This window comes from Paenibacillus sp. FSL H8-0104, assembly GCF_038050215.1.
GTDB classification, from domain to species: domain Bacteria; phylum Bacillota; class Bacilli; order Paenibacillales; family Paenibacillaceae; genus Paenibacillus; species Paenibacillus amylolyticus.
In genome coordinates this window covers 6,757,797-6,774,713 of sequence record NZ_JBBOTC010000001.1, presented here as the reverse complement: position 1 = coordinate 6,774,713, position 16,917 = coordinate 6,757,797, and the positions used below count along the sequence as shown (strand labels likewise).

17 protein-coding genes are annotated in these 16,917 nt (G+C 45.4%); 11 read left to right on the top strand and 6 right to left on the bottom strand.

Features of this window, described 5'->3' with window-relative positions:
• The first annotated feature begins 17 nt into the window (after positions 1–17).
• The 3 genes from NST38_RS29770 to NST38_RS29760 are packed head-to-tail and all read left to right on the top strand — an operon-like array spanning position 18 to position 1,965.
• Positions 18–398: a GntR family transcriptional regulator gene (locus NST38_RS29770; protein WP_036611682.1), complete on the top strand. Its 381-nt coding sequence runs from the start codon at positions 18–20 to the stop codon at positions 396–398.
• Entirely contained in the window at positions 395–1,270 is an 876-nt protein-coding gene (locus tag NST38_RS29765) for an ABC transporter ATP-binding protein (protein WP_339196134.1), read from the top strand. Before NST38_RS29770 ends, NST38_RS29765 begins: the two co-directional genes overlap by 4 nt.
• Positions 1,267–1,965 (top strand): hypothetical protein, encoded by a 699-nt coding sequence (locus tag NST38_RS29760; RefSeq protein WP_341344253.1) that lies wholly within the window; start codon positions 1,267–1,269, stop codon positions 1,963–1,965. Before NST38_RS29765 ends, NST38_RS29760 begins: the two co-directional genes overlap by 4 nt.
• 161 nt (positions 1,966–2,126) lie before the next feature.
• Here the strand turns inward: NST38_RS29760 and NST38_RS29755 are convergent, their stop codons facing one another.
• The 3 genes from NST38_RS29755 to NST38_RS29745 all read right to left on the bottom strand — a co-directional run bounded on the left by NST38_RS29755 (position 2,127) and on the right by NST38_RS29745 (position 4,599).
• The gene (locus NST38_RS29755) at positions 2,127–2,645 is read right to left on the bottom strand and encodes a hypothetical protein (RefSeq protein ID WP_076329362.1); all 519 of its coding nucleotides are present in this window, start codon (positions 2,643–2,645) and stop codon (positions 2,127–2,129) included.
• A 50-nt stretch (positions 2,646–2,695) separates the two neighbouring features.
• Positions 2,696–3,469 (bottom strand): isocitrate lyase/PEP mutase family protein, encoded by a 774-nt coding sequence (locus tag NST38_RS29750; protein WP_339196130.1) that lies wholly within the window; start codon positions 3,467–3,469, stop codon positions 2,696–2,698.
• Positions 3,470–3,546: 77 nt separating this feature from the next.
• Positions 3,547–4,599, bottom strand: coding sequence for a bifunctional transcriptional activator/DNA repair enzyme AdaA (locus tag NST38_RS29745; RefSeq protein ID WP_341344252.1), 1,053 nt, complete (start codon positions 4,597–4,599; stop codon positions 3,547–3,549).
• Between the two features lie 304 nt (positions 4,600–4,903).
• On the opposite strand from NST38_RS29745, the gene NST38_RS29740 reads away from it, so the two are divergent.
• Together NST38_RS29740 and NST38_RS29735 are read left to right on the top strand one after the other, a co-directional pair.
• Complete coding sequence (locus NST38_RS29740; RefSeq protein ID WP_340983888.1) at positions 4,904–5,281, top strand: LysM peptidoglycan-binding domain-containing protein; 378 nt, start codon at positions 4,904–4,906, stop codon at positions 5,279–5,281.
• Positions 5,282–5,461: 180 nt separating this feature from the next.
• A complete protein-coding gene (locus NST38_RS29735; RefSeq protein ID WP_341344251.1) occupies positions 5,462–6,031 on the top strand; it encodes a hypothetical protein in 570 nt (189 codons plus the stop codon).
• A gap of 109 nt (positions 6,032–6,140) precedes the next feature.
• Here the strand turns inward: NST38_RS29735 and NST38_RS29730 are convergent, their stop codons facing one another.
• A complete protein-coding gene (locus NST38_RS29730) occupies positions 6,141–7,058 on the bottom strand; it encodes a phosphatidate cytidylyltransferase (protein ID WP_076252010.1) in 918 nt (305 codons plus the stop codon).
• 96 nt (positions 7,059–7,154) lie between these two features.
• On the opposite strand from NST38_RS29730, the gene NST38_RS29725 reads away from it, so the two are divergent.
• A complete protein-coding gene (locus tag NST38_RS29725) occupies positions 7,155–7,709 on the top strand; it encodes a hypothetical protein (RefSeq protein ID WP_076252008.1) in 555 nt (184 codons plus the stop codon).
• Between the two features lie 91 nt (positions 7,710–7,800).
• Here NST38_RS29725 and NST38_RS29720 read toward each other — a convergent pair whose 3' ends face one another.
• Entirely contained in the window at positions 7,801–8,268 is a 468-nt protein-coding gene (locus NST38_RS29720; RefSeq protein WP_341344250.1) for a VOC family protein, read from the bottom strand.
• Positions 8,269–8,429: 161 nt separating this feature from the next.
• Here NST38_RS29720 and NST38_RS29715 point away from each other — a divergent pair, with 161 nt between their 5' ends.
• From NST38_RS29715 to NST38_RS29700, 3 genes are all read left to right on the top strand, one after another.
• A complete protein-coding gene (locus tag NST38_RS29715; RefSeq protein ID WP_338589399.1) occupies positions 8,430–8,864 on the top strand; it encodes an Lrp/AsnC family transcriptional regulator in 435 nt (144 codons plus the stop codon).
• 3 nt (positions 8,865–8,867) lie between these two features.
• Positions 8,868–10,025 (top strand): glycerate kinase family protein, encoded by a 1,158-nt coding sequence (locus NST38_RS29710; protein ID WP_341344249.1) that lies wholly within the window; start codon positions 8,868–8,870, stop codon positions 10,023–10,025.
• Between the two features lie 497 nt (positions 10,026–10,522).
• A complete protein-coding gene (locus NST38_RS29700) occupies positions 10,523–14,122 on the top strand; it encodes an S-layer homology domain-containing protein (RefSeq protein ID WP_341344248.1) in 3,600 nt (1,199 codons plus the stop codon).
• A gap of 226 nt (positions 14,123–14,348) precedes the next feature.
• On the opposite strand, the gene NST38_RS29695 is transcribed toward NST38_RS29700, so the two are convergent.
• Entirely contained in the window at positions 14,349–14,921 is a 573-nt protein-coding gene (locus tag NST38_RS29695; RefSeq protein ID WP_076252000.1) for a GbsR/MarR family transcriptional regulator, read from the bottom strand.
• 198 nt (positions 14,922–15,119) lie between these two features.
• On the opposite strand from NST38_RS29695, the gene NST38_RS29690 reads away from it, so the two are divergent.
• Positions 15,120–15,995 (top strand): carbohydrate ABC transporter permease, encoded by an 876-nt coding sequence (locus tag NST38_RS29690; RefSeq protein ID WP_036612319.1) that lies wholly within the window; start codon positions 15,120–15,122, stop codon positions 15,993–15,995.
• A gap of 59 nt (positions 15,996–16,054) precedes the next feature.
• Positions 16,055–16,900 (top strand): carbohydrate ABC transporter permease, encoded by an 846-nt coding sequence (locus NST38_RS29685; RefSeq protein WP_223199815.1) that lies wholly within the window; start codon positions 16,055–16,057, stop codon positions 16,898–16,900.
• Positions 16,901–16,917: the final 17 nt, after the last annotated feature.

Sequence of the window (16,917 nt, the reverse complement as noted above, 5' to 3'; positions counted from 1 at the left end):
ATGAAAGTTGGAAGCACATGAAATCGACTTTGGATGAATCTCAGCCTATTTTTCATCAGATTGCTACGATGATTATGGACGATATTGTGGAGGGCAGATTGAAGGTGGAAGAACAGGTTCCCTCAACCAATGAACTGTCACGCTTCTACAATATCAATCCGGCTACAGCCCGCAAAGGACTGCAGGAACTCGTGGACAAGGGGATTATATACAAACAGCGAGGTGTTGGAATGTTTGTTGCAAAGGGAGCAAGAGAAGCATTGCTCGTTGAACGGAAGCAAGATTTTTATGAAGAATACATCAAGCCTTTACTTGAAGAAGCTAGACGGATTCACATGAATGAAGACATGATCATTGATCTGATTCGCGGCAAGAAGGATAAGGAGAGTGAGTTATGATTCATATGGAGCAGGTCAACTACAGCTACCAGAAGACACCCGTTCTGAACCAGGTTACGCTACATGAGAGTGAGCCAATCATTAGTGCAATCTGGGGAAGAAATGGAGCGGGTAAAACAACCATGATGAGTTTACTTGCAGGGCATAACCGCCCGGACAGTGGAACCGTTCAGATCATGGGTCAAGACCCCTATAATAATCTGGCTGCCCAAGAGCATCTGTGTTACATCCAGGAGAATCATCCCCTGGGGAAAAACTGGACAGTTAGTGATATGGTTCAAATGGGACAATATTTTCATCCGCAGTGGAATCAGGAGTTGGCGGAACGTTTAATCGATGTGTTCGAACTACCGGCGAAGAAAAAGATCATTAAATTTTCGAAAGGCATGAAGACTGCTGCCCAGATTATATTGGGTCTTGCCAGTAATGCAAAGATAACCATTCTGGATGAACCTACCAATGGACTCGATGCTGAGAAGCGTAAATTCTTCTATAATGCGCTACTGGAAAGTTATGAAGATAACCCGCGTCTGATTCTAATATCCAGTCATCATATTGAGGAGATTCAGCCTTTATGTGAGTCCCTTATTGTTTTGCAAGCCGGAGAGGTGTTGTTAAATCAATCGATGGAAGAGATGCGCGAAAAAGGAGTTCTTCTAACAGGGGGAATAGATGATATCAACCGAGTCACAGCAGGTGTTAAAGTTATAGAGTCTTCCCAGATGGGATCGACTGTGAAAGTCATGATTGATGAGCCCTACTCGAAAATGTGGAAGGATATCGCTCATTCACAGGGGCTATCCATTGAGAAAGCGACATTACAAGATTATTTGGTTAACAGGACCCGTAATCAAGAGGGGGTTAAACCATGAACGCAGTAAAAGGTACGAACCGACTGATTCGCGATGATATGCGTTTGTATCTGGGCATTTTTTCATCCATCGCTCTAATGCTCGCCGTTGTATATCTGGCCATTGGCTTCATATTTGATGTCTCGTATGCTACGCAACTGTTTGGTCCCATGTACGGAGGGATATGTGCGTTTGCCATCGGGGGAATGATTACACTGTTTCCGGTTGCGATTGGTATGGGCAGTACACGAATTCAATTCATGAAATCCTTCTATATGAACTCGGTATGGATGGTTGCAGGCACCATGGTCATTCTGCATGTGGCGTATTTCCTCATACACCTGCTTCAGGAAAAAGGAATTGTTGACGTAACCCTTTATCAACCAGGCATGTTGTATTCAAACAAATATCATTTTTTATCCTACCTGTGGATCGATCTGATGTGCGGCTTTCTCGTACTGGGAATCTCTGTCTTCCCAACGGTTTGTTGGATGCGCTTGGGGATGCGTAACTTCTTCATTATGTTCTTTGGGGTAGGGCTAATGATCACTCTGATCGTTGTCTTCGCAGATCTTGGGGAGTGGATGAAGTGGTTTGCGAGTGTGAATATGATGACACTGTTCACCGTTCTGGGATGTATTGGTGGTGCGCTACTTCTATCTACGTACCCGATGATGAAGAATGCGCCGCTTACCATGAAAACCAAAAAAGACTGACAGGAAACAGTTATAAAGGAACTGGGCAAGGAATCTAAGCGAAATCTCCGAAATTAGAAAACACGAGTGCGAACACGCCTCGTGTTTTTTGTATCATCCTAAATCATTGGATTTACCTATTCAACAATCTTTATACGTAATTCCAAATGAAGGTGCATCCCTTAAGCTTGAGCCTGCGGTTTGAATCCTTCGTCTTTGAGGTACTCGCCGGCTTCGCTACGTGACTCAAAAGCCATATCCAGATTATCACCGGAATATACATACCACATGTCATCTTCGTATTTTAAAGTCAGCGTATGTCCATCTTCATCGATCCACGTTCCGCCACCCGTAGAGGTTGTAGACAATACAGGAGCAGTAGCTTTTACTTGTTCTGGCTCTTCGAATTCAACTGCGTTGGGATTGTGAGACATCGCTTGGATCGTTTCATCTAACAATGTGCGCAGATCTGCTTCGGAGTAATCACGAATATTGACGAATCCTTTGGCATCGGTCTCATAGTTAGGCAGTAGCCCTGCATAGATATAACCGTTTCCGTTAGGATGAATATGGAGAGCAACAATTTTTTTATCATACGCACTATCCTCGTAGTGGAAATTAACTCGACCGAGAGAAACATCTTTGCGTTGCAGTTGGGGATACGATTGTAGCACTTCTAGCTTTTGTTCCACGTTAAGCATAATTGCCTCCTGTAAATGTTCAATAGAGGTGATTATAACATGCCCTCCTGTTAATTTCCCGATAAAATGTTTCTCCCCAGTTCTTTTAGGTGTTCCATAACTTGCAGATAGGGATATGGCCCGTAACTTACACGTGCTACACCCAGTGTGGCAAGCTGTTTTGGTGAAGGCTCAGGAGACGTAACCATAACGTTAATTGGCAGCGGTGAACGCTCACACAATTCCTGAATCAGTTGGTGATCCTGCAAACCGGGTACAAACAGACCACTGGCTCCTGCATCTGCATAATGGCTCGAACGTATAAGTGCTTCCTCCAGGAGAGAGTGGTTATGGTGTTCAGGTGCATGTTGCAGAAAAATATCTGTGCGGGCGTTAATGAACAACGGGATGCCTGCCTGCTGCGCAGCTTCCCGGGCGGCGGACAATCTCGGGCATTGCTCCTCCACAGTGTACAATCCCAAGCCAGCGGGAAGTTGATCTTCAATGTTGATTCCTACAGCACCATGATCGATGACTTGCAGGATATTTTGCTTCACTTCTGACACAGACCTCCCATACCCTCCCTCTATATCGATCGTTACAGGCAGATCCACGCTCGCTGTAATCCGTGCGAGATTGGCAAGCACCAGATGGAATGACATGGCTTCACCGTCGTGTTCACCGTGGGCCGCAGCAACGGACCAGCTTCCGGTAGCAATGGCCGTTGCTCCAGCGGATTGGATGGCTTGTGCGCTTCCGGCATCCCATACATTGACCAGAACAAGTGGTTTTCCTTTCACATGGTATTGTTGGAACAACGCTGCTTTTTCTTCTAAGGTACTCATATTATGTTGACTCCCCTTTGTTATATCATGCATTCCTTTGGACATTTGATTCGTACTTCATTACTTCATTCTGTTTTTCAGCTACCCTTTTTTTGTTTCTCGTGAGTCAACAGCCAGTTTTTGCGAGTTAATCCCCCGCCATATCCACCCAATTCGCCACTGGCATTAATTACACGGTGACATGGAATCACAATTGCAAGCTGATTGGCCCCATTCGCCTGTGCCACAGCTCGGCAAGCAGTCGGTTTTCCCAGTGCATTTGCAATCTCTTGATATGACCTCGTTTCACCAGCCGGAATGGCCAGCAACTCATCCCACACACGCTTTTGGAATGGTGTTCCTAAACAGAACAACGGTGTGTCGAATGCTGTCCGAATACCTTGAAAGTACTCGTTTAGTTCACGCTCAATGGACTGGATGGGAGCTGTAGTGCCGGGTACAATCGCTGATTTGGTTCGTTTACGCAGACGCTCAACTTCGCGTTCCAGACCTCTGCGGTCCACAAATTCCAGTAAATATAGCGACTCCTCATCAGCAATGGCCATCATCGGGCCGAGGCGGGTGTCAATCCAGGACGCTTTTAGGATATGTCCTTCATCGACTTGTGTAGGGGCAGCACCCATGATCCGTGAAAAGGCATCGCGGAAGCCGCTGCTTGATTCATATCCGGTAGATAATTGGCTATCAATCACGGTGCGGCCGGAGCGAATATTTTTCAGGGCAAGTCCCATGCGGCGAGCGCGAGCATATTCGACAAAGGTCATGCCGAACCGCTTCTTGAACTGACGGCGCGCCGTGGATTCATCGATGGAGAGGGCCTTGAAATCCTGTCCTTTCCAGCGTTTCTCCGGATTTTTCTCCACAGCTTCCACTAATATGCGAACGACATCGGATACTTGGTTAGGGTGAGAAAGTGGACGACAACGCTGGCAAGGGCGATAAGAGGCCAGAAGTGCCTGCTGTGCCGTCTCATAGAATTCGCAGTTTTCGAATTTTGGCTTTCGCGCAGGGCATGTGGGACGACAGAACACACCTGTGGTTCGGACCCCAACATAGAATAAACCCTCGTATTCCGAATCCTTGGCCACAAGCGCCTCGTAATATTGTTCCTTTAGATCAGCAGAAATCATGGGGGCACGTCCTTACTCATTAGAATCTTTATCTATACCTATTATAGAAAAACGTTGCAGCAAGCATCGCCGAAAATCAGGCATGAATATTGGATAAATTGAATCTGATATAACATTGAAATTCGGTTGTTCAGAATTTGTTTAGAGTGAACTGGTAGTATAGACCTATCAGGGTAGGGTGACTTAGGCAAAGATACCTATATAGTGAAAAAGTGAGTTATTGATCATTCATTGTTATAGGAAAAATACATAGGTAAACATGAAATTAAAGATTAGCGGAATGAAAGTCTGGAGGTCGAATAGAATGAGATATTCTACGTACAAAAGTATTTATGAATCCGTTTATACCAAAACGTCCGAGTCTCGCACCATGTATGTTAAAGGTCAATTCATGCAGCGTGTGAAGACGCCAACCTGGCTAATGAAGATCGTCACTATAACTCTAATTATAATCATAGGGTGTAGTGCTGTATTCACTGCATTTGCCGGGGATGAGCAATTGTTGTCGGGGGACCAGATCGTTGTATCTCAGGGAGATACATTGTGGGGCATTTCATTGGTACATAAACCTCAGCAGATGGACACTCGTGTGTATGTAGAAGCAATCAAGAAAGTGAACAAAATCGAGCATAACGCCATTCAGATTGGACAAGTGTTGGTCTTACCTGGGTTCGATCGATAAATTAAACAGTGCATGACGTCATGAACAGAGTTCTTTTTTTACTCATCGAGGTGCAGTTACATACTGAATTTATTAATCATTTACATATAATGGAGCTTCATGTGGGACGATATGGTGTAGTGATTAGTAAGTGGTGTGTTGGATATACGTGCTGTAGATAGATGAAGGGAGAATTAGATGATGAAAATAAATATAAAGAAATCTGCACTTTGCATGTCTGTGCTCTGTATTTCGCTATTCGTCAGTGCCTGTGGCACTAGTGGTGAATCGGTTCAGGAACATGCCTATCCGGAATCGAAGCAACCTGTAGAGGAAGCTGGAGAAAACTCTGTACCGAATGCGGATGCGAAGAATAACAATAGCCAAGGCAGTGCCAGTGGTGATGAGGGCAAGCCTACGGCTCAATCGGAATCCACTGAACCGTCTGAGCAGATTGATATCGTCATTGACCAGTCGGAGAAACCGAGCGAGGGTAACAGCTTTGATTTTGGAATTAAACAGGTTCCGAAGGGCTATACACTAACGGAGATGCGGTGGACGTCTAACACGGTGACGATTGTGAATTCACTACAGGAAGCCATTGAACATGGTGGAAATGGTGAAGAGGGGTTTTACTTTAGCGGCAATGGACAATTCTCCGGCTTTATCTATTCGGATGAGATGAAGGGCGAGCGGGGCAAAGCGACATTTGTCTTCACAAATGATGAGGGGAACGAAATCATATCCGAAAAGGAAATTACGTTGAAGTAGCGTAGGAATATCATGAAGGCTCCATCTAGAGCCTGTTGAACAGGAAAAGCAGCCACTTGGGCTGCTTTTTTTGACATACATAATTACAAGCTCGCCGATCTATCTGTTGCTACATAAAGTCAAAGAAATAACGGACCACGTGGAACATAACCGGCGAGGTATAGGTCAGGCTGTCGACCCGGCTCAGGTAGCTTTTTTTGAGCGAATCGAACTTGTTGTCATCTCCAATTAACAGATCGCGCTTCAGTACAGACACCGTCAGACTGCCAAAGAATCCGGCCAGACTGATCAACACCCCGATGAACAGCGAGAATTTCCAATCAAATGGTGTCAGGTAGGGATGGATAAAATAAGACGTAGCTGTCGTTACAATAAACGCACACGCAAACCCTTCCCAGGTGACAAATGGATTGGCGGTAGGCACCACTTTTCGTTTGCCTAGATAGAGAGAGACCAGATAGTGCACCACATCATTAAGCTGTGTTAGCACGACCAAGAACAGCACCAGCTTGGAGCCGTACTCCGGTGAGGCAAATGGGAAATAGGCCAGGTGGCTCAGTCCAAACACCATCAGCATTAGTCCCCATTGTGTGGAGCTGACACTGCGCAGGAAACCGACCGTACCTTTGTTAATCAAGCGTGGCAAGGGCAGCACCAGGAACACATATAGTGGAATAAACACGATAAACATGCCATACCATCCAATGTAGATCCAGTAGAACTGAACCGGAATCGCCAGATACGCCCACAGGAACAGCCTACGGTCGGCTTTGCGTGTACTGCGAATCATGGAGAAGTATTCTTTGAGTGAGAAGAATGCAAGCACCATGAGGGAGATGAGGGACACGATAGGGTTAAAAAGGGTAGCGAGGCAGAAGATCACAAACATACCCCACCAGGTTTTGATTTTTTGGCCGATGCCTGAATAGTCTTTGCTTGGCTGAAGCTTTGCAATAATTTTGTACACGATATGTATCACAAGTAAAGCTGTGAAGATTAACGTTAGTGTAAAGAGTGAACTGCTCACGTACCGATCACCTGCTTATTCAAAGTAAGATTCCATTGTAGGGTACCTATGTTATTATGAAGGAATAGTGCCAACTTGATAAGGGGAAATTTTGCTATGACAGATGAACGCTCCATCTATATTCTGCTTACGAATACAGGAACGCTGTTTACCAAGGTTATTCAGAGCTATACCCGAGCGCCATATAATCACGCATCGATCTCATTTGACCGGGAGTTAACCGAGCTGTACAGCTTCGGCCGCAAGCATCCGAGTAATCCGCTGAATGGCGGGTTTGTGAAGGAAAATATTCAGACAGGTACATACAGCAAGTACCCCAATACCACATGTGTCATATACAAGCTTCAGGTGACGGATCGTGAAGTGGAAAAGATGAAACGTGTGCTGCACATCTTCATCCGCAGCCGCCAGAAATATATGTACAATCTGCTCGGCGTGATCGGCATTACACTCAAGGAACCGGTGGAGTTCAGCAACTCCTACTTCTGCTCCCAATTTGTAGCCGAGATTCTACAGCGTTCGGGAATCAAACTGTGGAATAAACTGCCGGCGCTGGTGACACCGGATGATTTTCGCCAGAGTGAACGATTGCAACTGGTTTATGAAGGGAAACTAAGTGAGTATACGCTGGGGAATGCAGAGCAAGAGTAGGGTAGGTGTGTGTGCTGGTGCTTGCCAAGCAAATCGAACCATGAAACAGCCTGCTGCCACGAATGACGAGGCAACAGGCTGTTTGTGTACTTCATATGGATGATGGTGAGGATGACGATCGGTCAAAATTAACCTCTTCAAGAAATTCGATCACTTCACCATTCGGACTGTGGACGAGCGCACTTCTAACCCGAAGTGCAGGTTCGCCAAGCGATATCCAATCCGGTTCAACGTAGGCCTTGGCTCCATGGGCGAGCGCTCGCTGATAGATATCTTCTATATCATGCACGTAAAAGGCGAAATGTAACAGTGCGCCGTGCCGGACCGCTTCAGGAGAGGTGGCAGGTTCACCCTCGGCAGGAATGACTGCTTTTGGATCAAATACCTCAATACAGGTGCGCTGATCCGGAGAGATCAGCATACATGCCTCGGTAATGTGGAAGGAAGGCAAACTCCAGGAGTGCCCGACCTTGAATCCCAATACTTTTATATAAAACGCCAGAGTATCTTCGTAATTACGAGCCTGAATGGCTACATGTGCAAGTCCAATAACACTCACATTACATCGCTCCTTCTTCAGATTGTATTCTAAAGTATAGGGTTAATATCGCATTGGAACCATACAATATCAAAGGATATAATGAGATGAAATCTAACTATTTTTAGCTAATTTATCAGGATAACCTTATTAAATAAGGTCATGACTCGGAGGTCTTACAAATGGAACACATGATAGATGAGATCGATCAGCAGATTATGCGCTTGTTGCAACATCATGCACGTATCCCCGTTGCACAGATAAGCAAAGAAATTAACATGTCCCAACCTTCGGTTAAGGAAAGAATTCTGAAACTGGAGGAAAGAGGTGTGATAACGGGATATTCAACCATCTATAATCTGGCCCGGTTAAACCGTGGAACCACGACGTTTATTTTGCTCAAAACAGAGCATTGCGACGAGTTGGTCCAGTTCTGTGAACAGGCTATCGAAGTCACGGATGTCTATCGTATTAGCGGTGAGTATAACTACCTGATCAAGGTACAGACGGCGTCCATTGAAGAACTTGCCGAATTTCAGGATTCACTGGTGAAGCTGGGACCCTCCAAATCCCATATCAGCATGAAAAATATTATGGAAAACCGTGTTCTCCTTTAAGATATGAGAGAGACTAGAGAGAAGACATTTGTTCTGGCACCGGATTCGTTCAAAGAAAGCATGACAGCAAAAGAAGTATGTATCGCGATGGAAAAAGGGTTGCGTAAAATATATCCGACGGCACGCTATATTCATGTACCTATGGCAGATGGTGGGGAAGGTACGGTGCAGTCCCTTGTGGACGCTTCCGGCGGCGTCCTTCACCAGCACGAGGTGAGCGGACCATTGGGCCAGACAGTCACTGCGCAGTATGGCATTCTGGGTGGCGGAACAACGGCAGCCATCGAGATGGCGTCGGCCAGCGGCATCCACTTGGTTATCAAGGACACCCGGGACCCGCTCCGGACGACAACCTATGGAACAGGCGAGTTGATTCGCGCATGTCTGGACCTTGGCATACGCAAAATCATCATTGGCATTGGTGGTAGCGCGACCAACGACGGTGGGGCTGGCATGGCTGAAGCACTTGGTGCGAAGTTTCTGGATGCACAGGGTCAGCCGCTTGCGCGTGGGGGCGGGGCTTTGGATCAACTGGCTCGGATTGATGTATCTGGTCTGGATGAGCGTTTGCCGGAAGTGGAGTTCATTGTGGCCTGTGATGTGACCAATCCCCTATGTGGGGAGCATGGCGCATCAAGGGTGTTTGGACCACAAAAAGGGGCAACTCCAGAGATGGTTGAACAGCTGGACGCGAATCTGTCCCATTATGCAGATGTGGTGAAACAGCAACTTCATAAAGATATCCGAGATGAACAAGGAGCCGGAGCGGCTGGTGGATTGGGCGCGGGACTCTTGATTTTTACACAGGCTGTACTACGTAAAGGGATTGAGATTGTCATTGAATATACTGAGTTGCGTGAAAAGTTGATTGCTGCGGATGTGGTATTTACGGGTGAAGGCGGCATCGACTTCCAAACGAAATTTGGCAAGACCCCCTATGGTGTTGCTCGGGCAGCCAAGGAAGCGGGTAAACCTGTGATTGCCCTTGCAGGCTGTGTGGGCGAAGGGATCGACACCCTCTACGCGGAAGGCATCGATGCCATATTTGGTATTGTGCCTGGAGCAGCAGATCTGGATCGACTATTGCGAGAAGGCCCGGAGAATGTGGAACGTACCGCCGAGAATATTGCAAGAGTACTGAAGCTGGGGTTACTTTCTTAAGTCGGTGACCATCGAGATCGTATAGGGTCGGATTGGAATGTGATGTGACAAAGACGGGATACGGATATGCCTGATATCAGGTGATCTGTCTCTCGTCTTTTTTGCTGTGAAGTTCCATTGTATAGTTGTCGTTCAGGTCGCTTCATTCGCGTTATTTTTACCCTTGATGGCACAATGAAGAAATTGCACATACAGTTACGTATCTGATGGCCAATATGTTCACGACGGGCAGCACATTGTATGTGGATGGCGGGTACACCTTGATTTAAGGGCTGGAGTTATATAGGTCCCAAAGAACACTTTTTTTAAAATAAAATGATGAATTTTGGCGAAAAAAATTGAGATCTATCCTGTTTTTGCACTACAGGATGGATCTTTTTCCTTTTATTTGCTCTTTTTGTTTAGATTCTGTTTATCGCAGTGCACTACAATAGGCCTTACGTATCAGATGGATTGAATTTATATGTAAAAAACATGAGATAGGGAGGATCAAGTACATGAATTACAGGAAAATAATTAGTTTGATGCTCATTATGGTGTTAATAGCTCCATGGTTGGCACCAGCAGGGAAGGTTAGTGCAGGTGGCTCAAGCCCTGTGCCAGGCAAAAATGGATTAATTACTGTCAAGCTTACTGATGATAATAACATAGAGGTGCGTTGGGGCGCTGGTTTCTCTGACACCACTGAAACTCGTAACCTAAAATATCAGGTCTTTGTTTCTAATACTTCTAATCTGAACAACATGACAGAGATCAGGGACAATCTAGAGTATGGAGATGAGGATTGGGTGTTGGGTTCAACATCTCAAGACGGTACGTTCTCCAAAAAAATTCTAGGTTTAGATACCAGCCAGACGCTCTATTATAATGTGATGGTTGTGGATCGATATGATTTAGAAGCCGCCTATCAGATGAAATCGTTCAACCCAAGCACACAGCTGAGCCCGTTGGAGCAATTCAACGATATTATACAAACGAAGGATCAGAATTCACAGATAGATCTCAAACCTGAACTAATTGAGTTACTTGGCAATAAAAATTTCATAGCCGATCCTGATTTCAAATTGTTGTCTGAGGAGGATCAGGGGGACATCATAGAATATTTATTGCGTATAGATCCACCGACTAGTGAAGGGTATGAGGATAAGGAGCAAGTTCAATATATGGTGCAATTGGCTCTGCAAGCACTTGAACTTCCTCGCAAAATCGGGGGATCAGACTCCAGAAAAATACTCGATGAATTTTATAATAAAAAAGCTGAAAGAAAACAACATTTCAATGATATGGAAGAAAATAGTGATTATTATAAATGGATTAACTTTTATTTCGATTCATCCGAGGTAGAAAAGCGTATGACCGCATTTTATTATGAGCATAAATTCAGAAAAAATCCTGATATTTTAGATATACTGGATTATACGGAGCAGGCTTGGGATCGTACTCCTTTTATAAACAAGGTAGAGACGTCAGAAGACATGTTGGTAATGATGGAAAGGATGTCATCCATTCAAGAGGGGATCGAGTCATACAATTCCGAAGATGATGTGGAAATTCCACTTGGAAGCTTCCCTTTGAATATTAGTAAATGGGAGGATCTTACGGCCGAGGAGCAAGAAGAATTAGCAGAACATATGCTTAGTGAAAGACCACTTGGTGGATATATAAGTTTTGAAGAAATTCAGACTGCATTTAATAAATTTTTCCCTGATGATAACGAAAGCAATCCATTGAGTGTCTTAAATACTGCAAAGAGCAACAGTAATATAGCGGCTATGCGAATGGCTATGGAAGATCCGGATCTGGGTATTACTCTTCCTAACGGATACGGTGCTTTGTCTTTGCAAGTTAGAGATTTCATTGCGGGATTCCTGATCGACTATGTAAATAAAGATTACAAAAACAAAGAACAGGTCCAATATATGATTGAACTTGGTGTATTGGCACAATCTGTTTGGGAGCAGAGGGAACTCAGTGTTCTTAGGAATAAACTGGATCTGCTCGCTCAGCAATTAGTAAATGGACCTAATCACTTTAATGACCAACAGACATATGTGTTACGCAGCCTTGGACAACAACATTTGGAACGTAGCAAAGTAGATAAAGGTGTACTGGCATATAATTACTTGCATCTAGTTGCATTCGAAAGGTTGGAAGGAGTGTCTAAAGGGGATATTGTTGATCCTGATATTGTCCTGAATCTCCTCTCTATGCCTATCGATTCATTTGAGCAAGCTACCTCTATACCGCGAATGGATCAATGGCTTGATAAAGCAATGAAAGATCAGAGTAAAGGTGAAGCATTCTTCAGCAAATACAAATTTAATCTTAGAGGCGCTCTTGATTTATCCAAAAGGGCAGAACTTAGTCCTGAAGGCCAGAAGGAATTGGCTGAATGGGTCCTAAATGAACAAGACAGTTACGAGGATGTTGGGAATCTACAAAATGTATTTAATCGATTCTTTACGGCTCCTAATGTGAAGGGGAATGACATCAATAACACCCTAACGGGCTTGGACAGCACGATGGAGATTTCTTTTGACAATAAGCTGCACTGGATTGATGTTGCCTTCATTCAAAAAATGGACCTTAGCGGCAACAAAACGGTATGGGTTCGTTACAAAGCAATCAGCGATGAACTGCCAGGCCGCGCCGTGAAGTTTGTCTTTACACAGAATGGTGATAGCAGCACAGATAATGGCAATACTCCAACGCCTAACCCGGGTGGAAACACAGGTGGTGGTGGCGGATCATCTACGACTACGCCAGTAACGTCTACACCTGCTCCAACAACGAAACAAGAGCAGATCGTGGTTGACGTTAATGGAACAAACGGCACCAACCTGACCAAAACGCCAATTACCCGTACAACCGAAACCAACGGCACGATCAAAGATCTGGTGAAAATGACTGAAGCCATTGCCAAGGAATCGGTGGAAAAAGCGAAGCAATTGAACATGAACACCGCACGCATTGTTATTCCAGATAGCAAAGATTCCGTGTCCGAGACACGCATTGAACTGCCTAAAGCAGCGGTAAAAGAACTGAATGATGGTTCACTCAAGCTGGAGATTTCCACTGAAAATGTAGTGATTTCCGTTCCGACAAATTCCATCGCCGGATTCGATCAAGACTTGTACTTCCGTGTTGTACCTTTGAAAAAGGAATCGGAGCGCAAAGAAGTTGAAGAGCGTGCGAAGAAAGAACAGTTGATTCAACAAGTTGCTCCGAATACGAATGTGCGTGTACTGGCTCGTCCGGTAGAGATCGACACGAATATGCAGAGCCGCGAAGTGACACTCACATTGCCACTGCGTGACAGTCTGCCAACCGATCCGGCTGCTCGTCAGCAAGCATTGGACAACCTGGCGATCTATATCGAACACAGTGACGGCACAAAAGAATTGATCCAAGGCAAATTGGTGAAACTCACGGATAATAGCGAAGGCATCGAATTTACCGTAACCAAATTCAGTACGTTCACCCTCGTTGTTGTGGATGGACTGAAAGCTTCACAAAGTACACATCAACCGTACATCCAAGGATTTGGTGCGGATTTCCGCCCGGATGCATTCGTAACACGTGCACAGATGGCAGCCATGCTAGCTCGCAATCTTCCAACTGAAGCGGCAGCAGGTTCCGTGAATAGCGTGAGCTACAAGGATGTATCTGCAACACACTGGGCAACAAGTGAGATTCAAAAAGCGCAATCCGCTGGCATCATGAACGGCATGAGTAACACCCAATTTGCACCGGAAGGCTCGATCACCCGTGCACAGATGGCAATGATTGCTTATCGGTGGATGCAGCAACAAGCGAGTAATACAACAGTGAATGGTCCAGCAGTTTCCTTCACAGATGTATCCGCAGACCTGTGGGCAGCAGATGCGATTGCATACGTGCAATCTGCTGGCCTGATGGTTGGTTACAACGATGGTACATTCAAACCGGACAGTAAGCTGACCCGTGCTGAAGCGGTGAAAGTGCTGAATGTATTGTTCAACCGCACACCACTAACTGGCGAAGTTACGCCAACGTTCAGAGATGTGCCAGCAACACACTGGGCATATGCAGATATCGAAGCTGCAGCGCAAAAGTAATATTTTTAAAAGAAAAAAGGGGTCATTAATGCAGTAGTATATGGAAAAGAAAACCCCTAAAAACGGATAGGATATGACAATACAATAGATAGAATAAAAAAAGAGCTGTTCCAAAAGCCATACATTGGCTAGGAACAGCTCCTTTTTGCGCTTTAGTGTGACTTAACATTGGTCTAGGTTGGTTAGCGCTTGATCACCCATTATTTATTCTGTTTACGCAGTTGTACTACTCTTTATCGGGCGTGTGTGCAACATTCTCGTAAAACTTACCATCCCGCAACTGATCCACGAATCCTTGTAACCAGACGTAGTATTGCTCCGCATGTTGGAGTTTGTGTAGATCACGCAGTGCATCATCTCGATCTTCAGAAGAGGTATGTTCCGAAAGGATCATTGCCGACAGGTCAGGAATGACCTCACGAATGCCTTCTAACATGACATCTACTTCCCGTTGGAGCTTGGCCCCGAAGAAATTCTGGAACGTACGATAGAAGTCGGTCTCAGCCAGATATTGATCCTGGCGCTCCTTCTTTTCCTCCAGTTTATAGATCATCTGTGATTCTGTAAGCGAACGAACCGCATAGCTCATGTTGCTCTTGCTCATATTCATCGAGTTTTTCATCTCTTCAAGTGTCATCGGTCGATCCTCAAAATACATGATGCCGTATAATTTGCCAAACGTATGATTAACCCCATATAGATCCATCGTATTGGCGATGGCCTCAATAACTCTCTCCCTCAGCGCATGCCGATCAGGTAACGAAGAATGATTCGGGTTCCCGGCGGTTTCTTTTCCCACAATGTCACCTCTGGTTTATGATAGCGTTCCCACTAGCTGCCTCATATTTTACATGACTTGCTCCAATTTTAACATAAGCCGGAATTAGAATTTTCAATACGAGTGTACAATGAATTTTGTACAGAATAAATATAAAGCTGATTATACTCAAAAATTCCCAATCATTAAAGAAAAATTGGACAGTAAGGAGTGGGGGATTTGCGTTTAAAACTATGGAGGGAGTCTGAGGCGGTACTATTCACGCTGCCAGCTCTAATCCCATTGCTGATCTTCTGGCTGGGGCCTCTGGGATATATCGTTTATCTCAGTTTCACCGATTGGGACTTTATGAGCCCGAATAAGCTGTTTGTTGGTTTGGACAATTACAGTTATCTGCTGACAAACTCTGAATTCTATCGGTCATTGAAAGTCACCTTGTTATTCGGACTGGGGAGTGTAATCCCAACTATTGTGGGCGGATTGGCGCTTGCGATGCTCATGAATAGCAAAATCAAATCATCCGGCATCTTCCGGACATTACTCTTCTCACCTTGGGTCACCCCGACAGTTGCGGTGTCTATTGCGTGGTCCTGGATCTTCGAGCCCGAAGTGGGACTCGCTAATCTGATGCTGGGCTGGGTAGGCGTATCTCCGATCGGCTGGTTGCGTGACGCGGACTGGGCATTGGTTGCTGTTCTGATCGTCACGCTCTGGAAGTCGATTGGGTGGGCAATGGTATTTTATCTCGTTGCGCTACGAAATCTACCTTCCGATCTGCTCGAAGCAGCTTCAATCGATGGTGCAAACGGTTGGGATAAGTTCAGAAGTATCACATTGCCGCTGATCTCACCAACGACGTTTTTTCTCTCAATTATTCTTACTATCCAGTCCTTGCAAGCCTATGACCAGATCAATGTCATGACGCAGGGTGGACCGGCGGGATCAACGAGAACGTTGCTGTACATGTATTACCAGTCTGCATTCGAATCCTTTAACGTAGGTGAAGCTTCGTCCATCGCCGTTGTGATCATTCTGATCTGCGTGTTGCTATCGGGCGTATCCTTCCTGCTTGGCAGACGTCTGGTGCACTACTAATGACAATGACATTGCCCAACAAAAAGTCTAAACGGATGAAGCGCAAGGAGTTGCAGAACGTGTCACAACCGAATTTTAAAATAAGTAAATTAATCCGCTACCTTCTGTTAGCCATTATCGCGCTGGGTACAGCCTTTCCCTTCTATTGGATGGTCATTAGCGGGTTCAAAACCAATGATGAGATCTGGCAGTTTCCGCCGACCTTCTGGCCGGAGACGTTCCTGTGGAGCAACTATGTGGATGCCTGGAATGCGGCACCATTTGCCCGTTACATCCTGAACAGTACCGGTGTAGCCTTAGCCATCTGTTTATTTCAGATCGTCAACTCCAGTATGATGGCGTACGCCCTGACACATATGAAATTCCGTCTCAAAGGTGTACTGACATCCCTGATTCTGGTGGGTTATATGATACCGAGTACGGCTGTGTATCTGCCCAGTTACTTGGTGCTTAGTGAGCTTAATCTGCTGGATTCCTACACTGGCTTGATTGTATCCAACTGTGTCAGCGTGTTCTCGATCTTCCTGATCCGGCAGGCGTTCATGCAGGTATCTCATGAATTGGTGGAAGCCGGACAACTGGACGGTGCATCCCACTTCCGGATTCTCTGGACGATTATTACGCCGCTTGTTCGCTCAAGCTTCGCCGTGATGGTGCTGATTACGTTTATTGAACAGTACAACAATTATTTCTGGCCTATGCTCATCACCAAAGACCCTGATTTACAGCTGGTATCGGCGGGTCTGCGTAGCTTCTTTGTAGAAGGCGGGGCATATGGACTTGCTTGGCCACAGATTATGGCTGCGAGTGCCTTCACCATCGCACCTCTACTTATTCTCTTCCTGTTCACCCAGAAGACGATCATGCAGAGCGTGAATATTACGGCTGGTGTTAACAAGAACTGATATGCACTACCATTCAC

Coding starts and splice junctions, on each gene's coding strand:
- NST38_RS29770 (WP_036611682.1), top strand. CDS start 18: ATGAAATCGACTTTGGATGAATCTCAGCCTATTTTTCATCAGATTGCT.
- NST38_RS29765 (WP_339196134.1), top strand. CDS start 395: ATGATTCATATGGAGCAGGTCAACTACAGCTACCAGAAGACACCCGTT.
- NST38_RS29760 (WP_341344253.1), top strand. CDS start 1,267: ATGAACGCAGTAAAAGGTACGAACCGACTGATTCGCGATGATATGCGT.
- NST38_RS29755 (WP_076329362.1), bottom strand. CDS start 2,645: ATGCTTAACGTGGAACAAAAGCTAGAAGTGCTACAATCGTATCCCCAA.
- NST38_RS29750 (WP_339196130.1), bottom strand. CDS start 3,469: ATGAGTACCTTAGAAGAAAAAGCAGCGTTGTTCCAACAATACCATGTG.
- NST38_RS29745 (WP_341344252.1), bottom strand. CDS start 4,599: ATGATTTCTGCTGATCTAAAGGAACAATATTACGAGGCGCTTGTGGCC.
- NST38_RS29740 (WP_340983888.1), top strand. CDS start 4,904: ATGAGATATTCTACGTACAAAAGTATTTATGAATCCGTTTATACCAAA.
- NST38_RS29735 (WP_341344251.1), top strand. CDS start 5,462: ATGAAAATAAATATAAAGAAATCTGCACTTTGCATGTCTGTGCTCTGT.
- NST38_RS29725 (WP_076252008.1), top strand. CDS start 7,155: ATGACAGATGAACGCTCCATCTATATTCTGCTTACGAATACAGGAACG.
- NST38_RS29715 (WP_338589399.1), top strand. CDS start 8,430: ATGGAACACATGATAGATGAGATCGATCAGCAGATTATGCGCTTGTTG.
- NST38_RS29710 (WP_341344249.1), top strand. CDS start 8,868: ATGAGAGAGACTAGAGAGAAGACATTTGTTCTGGCACCGGATTCGTTC.
- NST38_RS29700 (WP_341344248.1), top strand. CDS start 10,523: ATGAATTACAGGAAAATAATTAGTTTGATGCTCATTATGGTGTTAATA.